This window comes from Marinobacter persicus (assembly GCF_900114155.1).
GTDB lineage: Bacteria > Pseudomonadota > Gammaproteobacteria > Pseudomonadales > Oleiphilaceae > Marinobacter > Marinobacter persicus.
Map to the genome: position 1 here is coordinate 1 of NZ_FOSC01000001.1, position 14,907 is coordinate 14,907.

General features: G+C 58.6%; 11 protein-coding genes. 4 read left to right on the forward strand and 7 right to left on the reverse strand.

Features of this window, described 5'->3' with window-relative positions; all coding sequences use genetic code 11:
• Positions 1-95: 95 nt before the first annotated feature.
• The 4 genes from purT to BMZ63_RS00020 are packed head-to-tail and all read right to left on the reverse strand — an operon-like array spanning position 96 to position 2,648.
• Complete coding sequence (gene purT, locus BMZ63_RS00005; RefSeq protein WP_091700127.1) at positions 96-1,307, reverse strand: formate-dependent phosphoribosylglycinamide formyltransferase; 1,212 nt, start codon at positions 1,305-1,307, stop codon at positions 96-98.
• A 30-nt stretch (positions 1,308-1,337) separates the two neighbouring features.
• Complete coding sequence (locus tag BMZ63_RS00010) at positions 1,338-1,523, reverse strand: DUF1289 domain-containing protein (protein WP_091700129.1); 186 nt, start codon at positions 1,521-1,523, stop codon at positions 1,338-1,340.
• Positions 1,523-2,050, reverse strand: a complete 528-nt coding sequence (locus BMZ63_RS00015; protein WP_091700131.1) for a gamma carbonic anhydrase family protein — start codon at positions 2,048-2,050, stop codon at positions 1,523-1,525. The genes BMZ63_RS00010 and BMZ63_RS00015 overlap by 1 nt, the downstream gene beginning before the upstream one ends.
• Before the next feature lie 16 nt (positions 2,051-2,066).
• Positions 2,067-2,648: an NUDIX hydrolase gene (locus BMZ63_RS00020; protein ID WP_091700133.1), complete on the reverse strand. Its 582-nt coding sequence runs from the start codon at positions 2,646-2,648 to the stop codon at positions 2,067-2,069.
• A gap of 95 nt (positions 2,649-2,743) precedes the next feature.
• Here BMZ63_RS00020 and BMZ63_RS00025 point away from each other — a divergent pair, with 95 nt between their 5' ends.
• Positions 2,744-3,292 carry an NUDIX hydrolase gene (locus tag BMZ63_RS00025; RefSeq protein WP_091700135.1) on the forward strand — a complete coding sequence of 183 codons (549 nt, stop codon included), beginning with the start codon at positions 2,744-2,746 and terminating at the stop codon, positions 3,290-3,292.
• On the opposite strand, the gene BMZ63_RS00030 is transcribed toward BMZ63_RS00025, so the two are convergent.
• Together BMZ63_RS00030 and purL are read right to left on the reverse strand one after the other, a co-directional pair.
• Entirely contained in the window at positions 3,293-3,604 is a 312-nt protein-coding gene (locus BMZ63_RS00030) for a YqfO family protein (protein WP_091700137.1), read from the reverse strand.
• Positions 3,605-4,040: 436 nt separating this feature from the next.
• The gene (gene purL, locus BMZ63_RS00035; RefSeq protein ID WP_091700139.1) at positions 4,041-7,946 is read right to left on the reverse strand and encodes a phosphoribosylformylglycinamidine synthase; all 3,906 of its coding nucleotides are present in this window, start codon (positions 7,944-7,946) and stop codon (positions 4,041-4,043) included.
• Between the two features lie 159 nt (positions 7,947-8,105).
• Between purL and mltF the strand changes: the two genes are divergently transcribed.
• Positions 8,106-9,614 (forward strand): membrane-bound lytic murein transglycosylase MltF, encoded by a 1,509-nt coding sequence (gene mltF / locus BMZ63_RS00040; RefSeq protein WP_244888362.1) that lies wholly within the window; start codon positions 8,106-8,108, stop codon positions 9,612-9,614.
• Here the strand turns inward: mltF and BMZ63_RS00045 are convergent.
• Positions 9,609-10,085, reverse strand: coding sequence for a regulatory protein RecX (locus tag BMZ63_RS00045; protein ID WP_227663628.1), 477 nt, complete (start codon positions 10,083-10,085; stop codon positions 9,609-9,611). The genes mltF and BMZ63_RS00045 overlap by 6 nt on opposite strands.
• Before the next feature lie 144 nt (positions 10,086-10,229).
• Between BMZ63_RS00045 and BMZ63_RS00050 the strand changes: the two genes are divergently transcribed.
• Together BMZ63_RS00050 and BMZ63_RS00055 are read left to right on the forward strand one after the other, a co-directional pair.
• Positions 10,230-12,554: a DUF349 domain-containing protein gene (locus tag BMZ63_RS00050; protein ID WP_091700141.1), complete on the forward strand. Its 2,325-nt coding sequence runs from the start codon at positions 10,230-10,232 to the stop codon at positions 12,552-12,554.
• Positions 12,555-12,701: 147 nt separating this feature from the next.
• On the forward strand, positions 12,702-14,858 hold the full coding sequence (locus tag BMZ63_RS00055; protein ID WP_091700143.1) for a carboxy terminal-processing peptidase: 2,157 nt from the start codon (positions 12,702-12,704) through the stop codon (positions 14,856-14,858).
• The last annotated feature ends 49 nt before the right edge of the window (positions 14,859-14,907 follow it).

Sequence of the window (14,907 nt, forward strand, 5' to 3'; positions counted from 1 at the left end):
GGGGCGTGCCTCAAGCGAGATGCGCATTCTACAGACCGCAGATTTCCTGTCAACGCGCTTTCGGAAAAAACTTTCTGAACTTCGGTTTACACGTATTAGCCAGGCGATCCGACGTCTACAATGACTTTGCCCGCCGCTTCGACCGCCGTTTTCCGGGCCTCGGCTATGTCCCGCCCTTTCGTCAAAACCACCCCCATACGACGACGGCCCTGCAATTCCGGCTTGCCAAACAGGCGTAACTGGACATTCCGCTCCCCAAGGACGCTCTCAAGACCACCATAACGAACGTTACTGGAATGACCTTCAGGCAGGATAACCGCAGAGGCCGAAGGCCCTAACTGGTTAATAGCGGGTATCGGCAAACCGAGAATGGCGCGGACATGCAAGGCAAACTCCGACAGGTCCTGGGAAATGAGGGTCACCAAACCGGTGTCATGGGGCCGGGGCGACACCTCGGAGAACCAGACTTGATCCCCTTTCACGAACAGCTCCACACCGTAAAGGCCATAACCGCCCAGATCTTCAACCACCGCGCCGGCAATCCGGGCAGCTTCGGCAAACGCCTTGTCGGACATTGGATGGGGCTGCCAGGATTCCCGGTAATCACCATCCTCCTGCCTATGACCAATCGGTGCGCAAAAACTGAGGCCATCCCGATGCTTTACCGTCAGCAAGGTGATTTCGTAATCGAAGTCGACAAAGCCTTCGACAATGACCCGTCCCTCGCCGGCACGCCCGCCACTTTGAGCATATTCCCAGGCCGCCTCGACGTCGCTTTCACCCTTTACCGTGCTCTGCCCCTTACCGGAGGAACTCATCACCGGTTTTACCACCAGTGGCAAGCCGATGGACTGAACAGCGGCGAGGTATTCCTCCCGGGTAGCCGCAAATTGATAAGGCGAGGTTGGCAACCCCAGCTCCTCAGCCGCCAGCCGGCGGATACCTTCCCGGTTCATGGTCAGGTGCACCGCACGGGCGGTGGGTACCACCGAATACCCCTCGCTTTCGAGCTTGACCAGCTCATCGGTGGCGATGGCCTCGATTTCCGGCACGATCAAATCCGGCTTTTCCGTCTCGATCACCCGGCGCAGGGCCTGGCCGTCGAGCATATTGATCACGTGGCTGCGGTGCGCGACTTGCATGGCCGGCGCATTGTCATAACGGTCAACGGCAATGACTTCAACGCCAAGTCGCTGAAGCTCAATCACGACCTCTTTACCCAACTCCCCGGAACCACACATCAGCACCCGGGTCGCGCCAGGTGAAAGTGGCGTCCCGATATGCACCGACTGCCCAGTTGTTTTCATATCACTACTGTCCTTTTGCTTCTTTGCGAATCAAAGCGAAACCTTTTTCTCTCGCTCCGCGACTTTGCGTAACACTTCACGGCGCTGCTCGTTGGTCATGGACGTCCAGCGAAGAATTTCATCGCCCGTCCGCTGGCAGCCGATACACGTATCATTTTCATCCAGTGCACACACACTGACACAGGGCGACCGGACCTTGTCTGAAACACGGCTCATTACAATTTGACTTCCTGCAGGTTGGCGAGATATCGGGAGGCATTTTTTACGTAATGGTCTGCACTCAGCTCCAGCATTTTTTTCTGCTCTTCACTGAGTTCCCGCTTGATCTTGCCCGGCGAGCCCACCACAAGGGAGCCGTCCGGCACCTCCATGCCCTCCGGAATCAGGGTGTTGGCACCAATCAGACAATGCTTACCAATCTTCGCACCATTCAACACCACGGCATTAATGCCGATCAGTGAATAGTCACCAATGTCACAACCGTGGAGCATCACCTTGTGTCCGACGGTGACCCCTTTACCGACGGTCAGCGGAATTCCCGCATCGGTATGCAATACCGAGCCATCCTGGATATTGCTGTTCGGGCCAACCGTGATGACATCGTTGTCGCCACGAATCACCACATTGAACCAGACACTGGCGTTCTCCATCAGCCGGACACTGCCAATAATGGTGGCGTTATCGGCGACAAACTGCCCGTCACCGTGTTTTTCGGGCGTGCGTTGATCAAGGCTGTAAAACATGGTTGTCTCCGTATTGTTATTTTGGCGGTTCAAGAATATCGATACCGGCATCGTAAACGGCGTTGAGGAAGTCCACCAACACCAGCGCCGACATGCCCCATATCTGGTAATGCTGCCACTGATAGCAAGGCACATAGAAGGTATTGTCAATGTAACTCAAAGCATCGGTGCGCTCGCGCCGGTCCTCGAGAAAAAACGAGATAGGTACGCGGAAAATACTCTCGATTTCATCCGGGTTGGCCTGCATCGGACAATCTTCCGGCACGACTCCCACGTAAGGCGTCACCAGTATACGATGCAGGGACATCACCTGGCTCAACGGCGCCACAACATCAATCTGCTCAGGGGGCAGGCCGATTTCCTCGTGGGTTTCCCGCAAGGCGGTGACCAGCAGGGACTCGTCTTCAGCATCACGCATACCGCCCGGATAAGCGACCTGTCCCCGGTGCATGCTGAGCCGTGATGAGCGGAGGGTAAAAATCATTTCCGGGTTATCGGGGTTGTCGGTGATGGGGACAAGCACCGCCGCCTCGGGGAAATCAAGGGTCAGTTGGCTGGGCGCGTAATTCGATAATTTCTCTGACAACAGCTCTCGCACGGGATCGACTCCGGTTAAGGCCAACATGGGATGAGACATGGCCAACGCTGATCGTTAAACTGATCACAATAGTTCACCAGTATACGGGGAAAACCATGAATTATTGCAGCACTTGCGGCAATCCGGTTGAACAACGCATTCCCGATGGGGACAACCGCCACCGCTACGTTTGCGTGAGCTGCGAGACCATACACTACCAGAACCCGAATATTGTGGCGGGCACCGTGGCCGTCTGGCAGGGACAGATTCTGTTGTGCCGCCGGGCCATTGAGCCCCGTTACGGTTACTGGACCCTGCCCGCGGGTTTTATGGAAAACGCTGAAACCACCATGGAAGCGGCGGAGAGGGAAACCCGTGAAGAGGCACTGGCGGAAGTCACCATTGAGGGCCTGTATGCCATGATTGATGTCCCACATATCAATCAGGTGCACATGTTCTACCGGGCGGCCCTGGTGGATGGCCGCTTTGGTGCCGGTGAAGAATCTCTGGAAACCCGCCTGTTTGCGCCCGCCGACATTCCATGGGATGAAATATCCTTTCCCACCGTGCGCAAGACCCTGGAGCTGTTTCTGGCGGATATGGAATCACAGCAGTTCGGGGTTCATGTCACGGACATCCGCCACCCTATGGCAAAAAGGGCCTGATCAGAAGTCTTCGAGCCGATACACCTCATAAGCAGGCTCTTCGTAGGGATGAGCCTGTTTCAACGCGGCCACGGCTTCGGCAATCACATCATCACCGGTAACCAGCTCCACCTTGAATTCACTGACCGTTTCCAATTCACCATTTTTCCCGAGGAACGGATCGCTACCCGCCAGGGGCCGAAACTGCCCCTGGCCCTGACACTGCCAGGCACACTGATCGTAATCGCCGATTTTTCCTGCGCCGGCCTCAAACAGCGCCTGCTTGGTGACCTCCAGATGGGTACCGGGAACGAAGTAACACAGTTTGTACATTTTCCACCCAAATTGATCAAACTTTGTAAATTATTGAGGTTTCCCAAGTTACCCACAAAATCTGTGGATAACTATGGGGATAGTTTTTGGGAATGTCTCGCCAGACCCCATGGTTACTGACCTTACCTCAAATTGGCGAGAAATTCGCCCACTTCATTTATTTCTTATTTTTCATACACTTAGCAAGCATGATCAAAAACCATGCGAGAAATCAGACAGTTGTACACAGATGCAGCAAACGCGCCCCGGAAATGTGCATAAAGGCGCCTCGTCAAGCCCTTGACACACCAATATAGACCCTTTTTTTCACTGATTTCTGTAGACAATGCCCTTGAACCATGTTCCAAAAACCCACAAAAAAAACCGGCCCGCCGCGCCCTGACCAGGGGGCGCAACGAGCCGGCTTTCCCGGAACCAGCTTTCGAGGCCGTCGCCTCTAACCAAGCCAGCGTCTGGCGTTACGGAACATCCGCATCCAGGGACCGTCTTCCTGCCACTCCTGTGGTCGCCAGGAATGCTGTACGGCACGGAATACCCGTTCCGGGTGGGGCATCATAATGGTGACCCGACCATCACGGTTGGTTACACCGGTGATGCCCATCTCGGAACCGTTCGGATTGTACGGGTAGCGGGTGGTCGCCTGACCACGATTATCCACGTACTGCAACGCGACCCGGCCATCTTCTTTCAGGGCCGCAGCCGAGCTACCCGACGGCAGCTCAATCCGCCCCTCGCCATGGGCCACGGCAATCGGCATTCGGGAGCCGGCCATACCATCAAGGAAGGCGGATTCCGACGATTGCACTTCCACCATGGCAAAACGTGCCTCGAACTGTTCGGACTGGTTACGAACAAAACGCGGCCAGCCATCACTACCGGGGATCAGTTCGTGCAGGTTCGACAGCATCTGACAGCCATTACAGACGCCCAGCGCCAGGGTATCCTGCCGATTGAAGAACGCTGCAAACTCGTCACGCACACGGTCATTGAACAGGATTGATTTCGCCCAGCCTTCACCAGCACCCAGTACATCGCCGTAGGAAAAGCCACCACAAGCCACGAGGCTCTGGAAGGCTTCCAGGCTGACCCGCCCCGACAGCAGGTCGCTCATGTGAACGTCAACCGCCTCAAAACCGGCGCGATCAAAGGCCGCCGCCATCTCAACCTGGCCATTCACGCCCTGTTCCCGCAGCACGGCCACCTTTGGCCGGGCGCCACTGCTGACAAACGGCGCCGCGACGTCTTCATTGATATCAAACGTCAGCTCCGCGCTCAGGCCCGGATCTTCGGCATCCAGCAAATTGTCGAACTCTTCCCGGGCGCAATCGGCGTTATCCCGCAGCGACTGGATGCGATAACTGGTCTCTGACCAGAGACGCTGCAATTCCGAACGGGGCTCATCCATCACGGTTTCAGCACCAAACGTGAGCCGCAACCGGTCTTTGTCGTTCAGGGTACCAACGACGCTGATGTGATCTCCCAGCCCCGCACCGGAAAACTGCTGAAGTACAAAGGCGGTGTCTTCCCGACGAACCTGGATCACCGCACCCAGTTCCTCGTTGAACAGCTCACGGGCAAACTGACTGGTTTCTTCAGCCAGGCCATCGAGCTTGATATCGGCACCGGTATGGCCGGCAAAACACATTTCAGCCAGGGTCACGAACAGGCCGCCATCAGAGCGGTCATGGTAAGCCAGCAGTTTATCGTCGGCGTTCAGTCCCTGAATGACCGCAAAGAAGGCCTTGATATCTTCCGGATCGTCCAGGTCCGGCGCCACCGCGCCGGTCTGGCTGTATACCTGGGCCAGAGCCGAGCCACCCAGTCGATTCTGTCCGGCGGCCAGATCAATCAGTATCAGGTCGGTTTCACCGGCATCGGTGCGAAGTTGCGGTGTCAGTGTACGCGCCACGTCGGTTACCGGCGCAAAACCGCTGACAATCAGGGACAGCGGTGAAGTCACGGATTTCTGGTCGCCGTTATCCTCTTCCCAGGTGGTCTTCATGGACATGGAGTCCTTGCCCACCGGAATGGTGATACCCAGTGCCGGGCACAGCTCCATACCCACCGCTTTCACGGTTTCATAAAGGTTTTCGTCTTCACCGGGATGACCGGCGGCAGCCATCCAGTTGGCCGACAGGCGAATGTCCGAAAGCTTGCCAATAGGCGCGGCCGCCAGGTTGGTAATCACCTCACCCACCGACATCCGCCCGGAGGCCGGCGCATCAATAACCGCCACCGGGGTGCGCTCTCCCATGGCCATCGCTTCACCGGTGCGTACGTCAAAGGATGCGGCGGTTACCGCCACATCGGCCACCGGCACCTGCCAGGGCCCTACCATCTGGTCCCGGGCCACAAGGCCGGTAATGGTGCGGTCACCGATAGTGATCAGGAAACTCTTGGAGCCCACAGAAGGCAGACGCAGCACTCGACGAACGGCATCGTGCAGATCGATTTTCGAGGAATCGAAGACCGGCTTTGTGAACGACGAGCGGGTCACACTGCGGTGCATTTTCGGCGGCTTGCCGAACAGCACATCCATGGGCAGGTCAACGGGCTTGTCGTTGAAATAGGAATCCGCCAGCTCCAGGTGGTGGGCCTCGGTGGCCTCGCCCACAACCGCGTACGGACAACGCTCACGACGGCACAGCTCGTCAAACAGATCCAGATTCTCCGGTGCCACCGCCATCACATAGCGTTCCTGGGATTCGTTACACCAGATTTCCAACGGAGACATGCCCGGCTCGTCGCTGGGGATATCACGCAACTCGAATTTGCCGCCACGACCACCGTCTTTGACCAGTTCGGGCATGGCATTGGACAGGCCGCCGGCCCCCACGTCGTGAATAAAGCAGATGGGGTTACTCTCGCCCATCTGCCAGCAGCGGTCGATCACTTCCTGGCAGCGGCGCTCCATTTCCGGATTGCCCCGTTGTACCGACGCAAAATCCAGATTCTCATTGCTGGCACCGGAATCCATGGAGGAAGCCGCACCGCCACCCAGACCAATCAGCATGGACGGCCCGCCGAGGACAATCAGTTTCGCCCCTTCGGGAATGTGACCTTTCTCTACGTGCTGCTCGCTGATGTTGCCCAGACCGCCGGCAATCATGATCGGCTTGTGATAGCCGCGCATTTCCTCGCCGGCAGCCCCCGGCGCCAGGGCCTCGAAGGTCCGGAAATAACCGGCCAGATTCGGCCGGCCAAACTCGTTATTGAACGCCGCCCCGCCAACAGGGCCTTCGATCATGATATCCAGCGGCGAGGCAATGCGCTCGGGCTTGCCATAACCGGTTTCCCAGGGCTGCTCATCGCCTGGCAGGTTCAGGTTGGATACAGTGAAACCGGTGAGACCCGCTTTCGGCTTCGAGCCGCGACCGGTTGCCCCTTCATCGCGAATTTCACCACCGGCGCCCGTGGCGGAACCGGAGAACGGCGAAATTGCTGTCGGGTGGTTGTGGGTTTCCACCTTCATCAGAATGTGAACCGGCTCTTTGTTGTAGCCATAGGTTCCGGTTTCCGGCGCCGGATAAAAACGCCCGGCTTCACTGCCGACAATCACCGAGGCGTTGTCTTTATAGGCGGACAACACGCCCTCGCTATTCATTTCATAGGTGTTGCGAATCATCGCGAACAGCGATTTCTCCTGAGCTTCGCCGTCAATATCCCAACTGGCGTTGAAGATCTTATGCCGGCAGTGTTCGGAGTTTGCCTGGGCAAACATCATCAGCTCAACATCGGTGGGATCTCGCTCAAGCGAGGTAAACGACTCCACCAGGTAATCAATTTCATCATCCGCCAGGGCCAGGCCCAAAGAGGCATTCGCCTTGACCAGTGCCTCGCGGCCGCCGGCCAGAACCGGCACCCGGTTCAGTTGCCGTGGTTCTTCTTCGCTGAACAACAGCTCGGCACCGCCCATCTCGTGGAAGACCTTTTCAGTCATGCGGTCGTGCAGCAACGTGGCAATCTGCTCACGCTGCTCAAGCCCCAGCTTTTTACGGGCCTTCACATAATAGGCCACGCCCCGCTCAATCCGGCGAATCTGGCGCAAGCCGCAGTTACGGGCGATGTCGGTCGCCTTGCTGGACCAGGGCGACAACGTGCCGGGACGGGGAACCACCAGAAACAGCACCCCGTCAGGCTCTTCGGTTTCAGCACTGGGCCCGTAGGTCAGCAACCGGTCCAGCACGGCCTGTTCGGCGTCGGACAAATCCGCCTCCAGGTCGGCAAAGTGCATGAACTCGGCATACACATGGTCCACATCCGGAACCAGTTCCTGGATACGTGAATGCAACTTACGGGAACGGAAAGGCGAGAGCGCGGGCGCGCCGCGAAGTTCAAGCATGATATCAACCTGTATCGCGCGAATCGGGAGACGTTCGAAAGCCGGCAATGATACCCGAAAGAAGGCCAGGGATACAGCAGCCAGACAAGACTCCCCACGGGGAGATTTGTTACCATGTGAGGTACCGATTGACGCCTGAGAGAGTCGCCTTTGTTACCCATTACCGGTCACCGGTCAACCCCGGGCCTTGCCCTGACAGCCCTCCTGCTGGCTGCGCTGGCACTATCCGGCTGTTCGCGCCCCAGCACGCTCCAGGAAATACGTAACGAAGGCGTGTTGCACGTGATTACGCGGGAGGCTCCCTCCCTTTATTACCGGCAGCGGGGTAATCCCACCGGCTACGATTACCAACTGGCTCGGCACCTGGCCGACCACCTGGGCGTCGAGCTCCGGGTCCGGGTGGCCGAAGACAACTCGGAAATCCTCTCGGTACTGGCCAACAACTACGCCCATATTGGCCTGACGGGCGTCACCGACCATCCGGAACTCTCCGACAACTTCCGCACCCTGCCCACCGGCATCAAGGCCCAGTCTGTCATTGTCTATCACCGTGATGCCGAACCGGTATCCGGCATGGAGGAACTGGCCGGCCAGACCGTCCACATGTTGCCGGACAGCAGTCACGAACATCTGATCCAGCAACCCGATGAGAACCATCCGGAAATCCGGCTTCACCCTGGACTGGATGCCGCGGGCCTGCTGGCCAGGGTGGACCGGGGCGAATTCACCTATGCGGCCATTGCCTCCAATGAACTGGAGCTCAACCAGGTTTTTTATCCCAACATCCTGAAGGGATTTGCCCTGAGCCAGCCCAAAGACCTGGTCTGGCTGTTTCCCGCCGATCAGGACACAACACTGGTTAACAAGGTGTCCGATTTTTTCGAACGTGCCCGCCAAAGTGGCCTGATGGCACAGCTGCGGGAACGCTTCTACGGGCACCTGGAACAACTCAATTACGTGGGTGCGCTCACCTTCATGAAACACGTTGAAGCACGGCTGCACCGTTACGAGCCGCTGTTCAGGGAATACGCCCGTGAAACCGGCTTTGACTGGCGACTGCTTGCGGCCATTGGCTACCAGGAATCCCACTGGCGCCCCAATGCCATCTCACCCACTGGCGTGCGTGGACTGATGATGCTCACCCTCTCGACCGCCCGCTATGTAGGCATCGACAACCGGCTCAATCCGGAACAGAGCATCGAGGGTGGCGCCCGGTATTTCCGACGGGTGTATGAAAAAATCCCGGATCGCATCCCCGAGCCGGACCGCACCTGGTTCGCCCTGGCCTCTTATAATGTAGGCTTCGGACACCTGGAGGATGCCCGGCGACTGACCGAAGGCGCGGGCAAAAACCCGGACCGGTGGGTGGATGTAAAGGAATTCCTGCCCCTGCTGGCGCAAAAAGAATGGTACTCAAAAACCCGCTTTGGCTACGCCCGTGGCCACGAGCCGGTATTGTACGTTCAGAATATTCGGCGGTATCTGGATTTTCTGGTGCGACTGACCGAGCCGGAAGCGCCTGCCGGAGCACCCCCTGACAAACAACTGTTCTGGCTGGAGCCCGCCGAGAACGAGGCGCTCGAAGACCGCAGTACAGAAGCCACCGGCAATCCGCCTGCCAGAGCATCACTACCGCCGGAACTGGGTCCGATACCGCCGACGCTATAGATTCTCGGGATCCGTCACGCCCAGCGCCTTTTCCACCTGACCGGAAGAAAAGCCGCGCCGGGCCAGAAAGCGGGCCTGGCGCATTTTTTCCTTCAAATCATCCTGAACCGGCACAAGCCCGAAACGCCGCTCCCGCAGCTGCGCAGCCATCCGGCACCACTGTTCATCAGACACCTGATCAAGACACTCCGGGCTCTGGTGGACACCCCTCTGCTGCAATTCCGCCAGGATGCGCAACGGGCCGTAACCCAGATCCATTCTCTGGCGGGCATACACATCGGCGAAACGCTGGTCATCCAGCCACCCTTCTGCCTCGTATTCGTCAAGGACCGCCTCAATCACGGCCGACTCCAGTTTGCGCTGGCGCAATTTCAGAGCAAGCTCCTGCCGACTGTGTTCGCGCCGGGCCAGCAAGCGCAGGGCAACCGAACGGGCCTTGTATTCAGGATCGTGCTGTTTTTCGTCTTTCACCGATAAGCCCCTTTCCGCACACGCTTGCAAAACGCTAGACTAGCGCCCCGTTTTCATTACTGCCCGACACTGCAAAGTGCCGATGCCCGGTGGCCAGATACTTTGCCGCCACCGCAGACTGGTTTCAATGCCGAAGGATACGTTATGGCTGCATTCATTCAGAAACTGTTCAGAACCCGCAAGGCGACGCCGGTAAAACATCCGAACCAGACGACCAGAAAGCCGTCGGCAAAACAGGAGACACCACCGGCACCAGCTCAGGACAGCAAGGAAGTGCTGGTCAATGAACAGGAAAGCCAGCTGGCAGGCGAGCCGGAGCAAGCCGTTCTGGCAAGGCTTGCCATCGAGGGCGCGACCGCCGGCATCAGGCTTCAGGCTGCGCGGAAACTGTCGGATGAAAGCTGCCTGCAGCAAGTTCAGAAGCAATCCAGGGGCCGCGACAAGAACGTTTACCAAACCGTCAAGCAGACACTACAAACCCTTCGCGAGCAACAGCTGGCCGAACAGGCCGATCAGGAAAAAATTACAGACCTGGTTCGCCAGGCCCGGGAACTGGCGGTAACCGAAGACACAAAACTGTACCAGCCCAGGCTCGAATCACTGCTTGAACAGTGGAAACCCCGGGAAGAAAAAGCAGACACCGAACAGACACGGCAGTTCCTGGAAGCTGTCTACCACTGCCGCGAGCGCCTCAGCGAGTTGGAGCGCGAGCAGAAAGAAGCCGAATGGCACCGCGAGCAGGCACGCCAGCGCACAGAAACGCTGACCCTGCTGGAACAGACCCTGGCCGACCTGAAAAACCACAACCCGGCGACACTACCCTCCACTTCTGCCCTGGATGCCCTGCAGAAGACCCAGGAAAACCGCTGGCTTGAAGCCACCCGCGACACCAGCGTCAGCAAGGCCGAACAAAAGCAGTACGAGCAACACATGCAGGCGCTGCGTAACTACCTCGCCGCCACGCGCCGACTGGAGCAGGCGCGGGAGTCGATCGCCAACCTGCTGCAGAATGAAGCCTCCGGCGATGAAGCCCGGCAACTGTTGAGCGACATTGACTGGCCCAAGGGTTTCACCCTGCCCGACGCACTGGCGTCATTGCAGGCCCAGGCGCAACACCACAAGTCAGAACGCCAAACCCTGGCGGACGAATCGGCCGCACAGAATCGTGAACAGCAAAAAGCCCTGGCCCGCGCGGTCAAAAACACCCTGGCCGAACTCGAAGCGGCCCTGGAGGCAAAGCAATACAAGGAATCAAAACAGCGCCTGAAGGCCGCCCAGCAGCAGTTCCAGCAACTCGACAGCCGGCACAGGAAAGATTTCCAGGCCAGGCTGCAGCTTTTGAACGGCCAGTTCCGGGAATTGAGCGACTGGCAGGGCTTTGCCACCGAACCCAAACAGATCGCCCTGTGCGAACAAATGGAATACCTGGCTGAACAGCCCATGGAGCCGGAAGCCAAAGCCGAACGCATCAAAGAGCTGCAGACCGAGTGGCGGGAACTGGGCGGCTCTTCCGACCGCGCTCTCTGGAAGCGCTTCAAGAGTGCTTCGGATCAAGCCTATGAACCGTGCAGGGAGTACTTCCAGGCCAAATCCGGCCTCAAGCAGGCAAACCTGGAGACGCGGGAGGTCATTTGCGGGCAACTGGCCAGCTTCCTGGATAACATCGACTGGGCCAGCGTGGACTGGAAGAACGCCGAACGCATCCACCAGACCGCCCGCCAGGAATGGAAAGCCGCCTGGCCGGTGGATTTTCGCCAGAACCGTCCATTGCAGAAGCGCTTTGACAGCCTGCTCAAACAGCTTGAAGCACCGCTGAACGACGAGCGGATGAAAAACGAGGCCCTGAAACAGGCCATTGTCGACCGTGCCGAAGCATTGATTGACCACCAGCCACTGGACGAAGCCATGGAGCAGGCCAAAGCGCTGCAGGCCGAGTGGCAGGCGGTCGGCATTACCCGCCACCGGGAAGATCGCAAGCTCTGGAAAGCCTTCCGCAAAGCCTGCGACGCCATTTTTGCCCGGCGGGACAGCGAAAGAGCCAACCGCCAGCAGGAACAGGAGCAGGCCGAACAAGAGGCCCGGGCCAGGCGCGCCCGCAAAATGCAGGCAACCATTCGCCAGTGGCAGGCACTCATCTCCGAGAGGCTGACCGCAACCAGCCCTCTGGAAACACCGGCTCACTGGCCAGAGCTGGTGGCCAGCGCCGGCGAGCAACCCACCCGTGATCTGCTGATCCGGCTGGAAATACTCACCGGCACCGCCAGCCCGGAGGCCGATCAGCCAAGGCGCATGGAAATCCAGGTGCAACGCCTTGCCGAAGGGCTTGGTAGCGAAGAGTCCACCAATCCGCTGGAGGCGGCCGAGCAACTGGTTGCCAGCTGGTGCCTGCAAGACCCTGACCGGGATGTAACCGAGCAGGACGCGGAACGACTGAACCGCGCCCTGGACACATTACTGCCCGCCAGTTGATCTTCCGCGCGATGGACAGATTGTCACATACTGCCGGGCCCTGAACGGTAGCCACCTGCCCGGCGGTTACCTACAATAAAACCTAGCGGCTTGCCGCCGGCACCGGTTCGGCCTGGCCAGTTGTCCCGTCTTTCAGGACTGCCTTCTATGACCATTGCACAAACGTTAAAGAAGTCTTGCTCGCGAGCCGGCATGATCCGGGTAACTGCCCTGGCCCTGCTGCTGCCGGCCCTCTCCGGCGTGCAGGCGAAGGTTGAAACTCCCACGGTTTATGAGCCGGTGGCACCCACCGTGGAACAGGCCCGGGCCAACATCCTGATTGCCAGACAACTCCAGTTCACCCACTTCCGCAACCTGGGAGTCAGTGACGAACTCTCCGCCGACGTCTTCGACGCCTACCTTGATTATCTGGACGGGCAGCGCGTCTATCTGTCCCGGCAAGACATCGACAGCCTTGCTACCTTCCGCGAACGCCTGGGGCCGGCCCTGCGCACGGGCCAGCTGCAACCCGCTTTTGAAATATACAATCTTGTGCAACAACGGATGATTGAGCGGCTGGAATTCGCACTCGGCGTGATTGACACCGGCATAGATCAGCTGGATTTCAGCGAAAACGATCGCATCCGCGTGGATCGTTCGGACGCGACCTGGGTCAAAGACCAGCAGGCCCTGGATGACCTGTGGACCCGTCGCATAAAAAACGCCGTACTTTCCCGTCGGCTCAACGGCACCGATGACGACGTGATCGAGGACAATCTGCGCCGGCGCTATGAAGGGCAACTCAAACGCGCCTATCAGGCCCGCAGCGAGGACGCCTTCCAGGCCTACATGAATGCCTTTACCGGCATGTGGGATCCGCATACCTCCTACTTCTCCCCGCGCACATCGGAAAACTTCAACATCAACATGAGCCTGTCCCTCGAAGGCATCGGCGCGGTACTGCAATCCGACAACGAATACACCAAAGTGGTGCGGCTGGTACCCGGTGGCCCGGCAGCCAAGCAGGGCCAGCTGCAGCCGGCCGATCGAATTGTCTCGGTTGCACAGGAAGGCGAGGAGCCGGTTAACGTGATCGGCTGGAGGCTGGACGAAGTGGTTGACCTGATTCGTGGCCCACGGGACTCCACGGTCACGCTGGAGGTCATTCCGGCCACCGCCAATGACGAAACCATGACCCGCACCATCGACATACAGCGTGACCGGGTCAAACTGGAAGAACAAAGCGCCAGCAAGGATGTGATCGAGCTTGAGCGCCAGGGCAACACCTACACCATTGGCGTGATCACCATTCCGACGTTTTATGCGGACTTCCAGGCCATGCAGGCCGGCGATCCGAACTACAAGAGCACCACCCGTGACGTACGCCGGCTGATCAGCGACCTCAAAGCCGAAGGGGTCGATGGCATTGTCATGGATCTGCGCAACAATGGCGGTGGCGCCCTGCAGGAAGCCAATGACCTGACCGGCCTGTTCATCGAACAGGGCCCGACCGTGCAGATCCGCAACGCCAATAACGACGTTCAGGTACTTAACGACGAAGACCCATCGGTGGCTTACGATGGCCCTCTGGTGGTTCTGGTCAACCGGATGAGCGCCTCCGCCTCGGAAATTTTTGCCGGTGCCATTCAGGACTATGGCCGTGGCCTGGTGGTAGGTTCACAGACCTTCGGCAAGGGAACTGTGCAGGCCGTTCGCCCCCTGAACCACGGTCAGCTGAAAATCACCCAATCCAAGTTTTACCGGGTTTCCGGCGGCTCCACCCAGCACAAAGGGGTGATGCCGGACATAGAGATTCCCTCGCGAATCGACAAAACCCGCATTGGGGAAGACGCCCTGGACCATGCCCTGCCCTGGGACCAGATCGACTCGGTGCCCCATACCCGTTATTTCGACTTCAGCGGCGTGATTGATCAACTGCGAAAGCGTCACGAGCAACGCTTCAGCACCAACCCGGAATTCCGGCTACTGGAGCAGGAAATCGAGTTCCTGAAAGAGCAGAGGCAAACCGACTACGTGAGCCTCAACCTGAACGAGCGCAAGGCGCACTTCGAGCAAATTGAACGTACCCGGCTGCGCATAGCCAATACGCGCCGTGAGATGCGCGGCGAAAAGCCTTTCGACTCACTCGAAGCGCTGGAAGCCTGGCAGGAAGAACAGGCCGCAGACCCCAACAGCACTGACGAAGAGCTGGATTTTGTGATCCGCGAAGGCGGTCATATCATGGCGGACCTGCTGGAGCTGGACCAGAGGATGGCGTCCATTCTGCAGCCGGCCCGATTGGCGGCAAAAAACGAAAACCCCTGACCGGTGGCCGGGCGGGCCTGCGCCCTGCCCAGGCCCAAGGGATCATTTA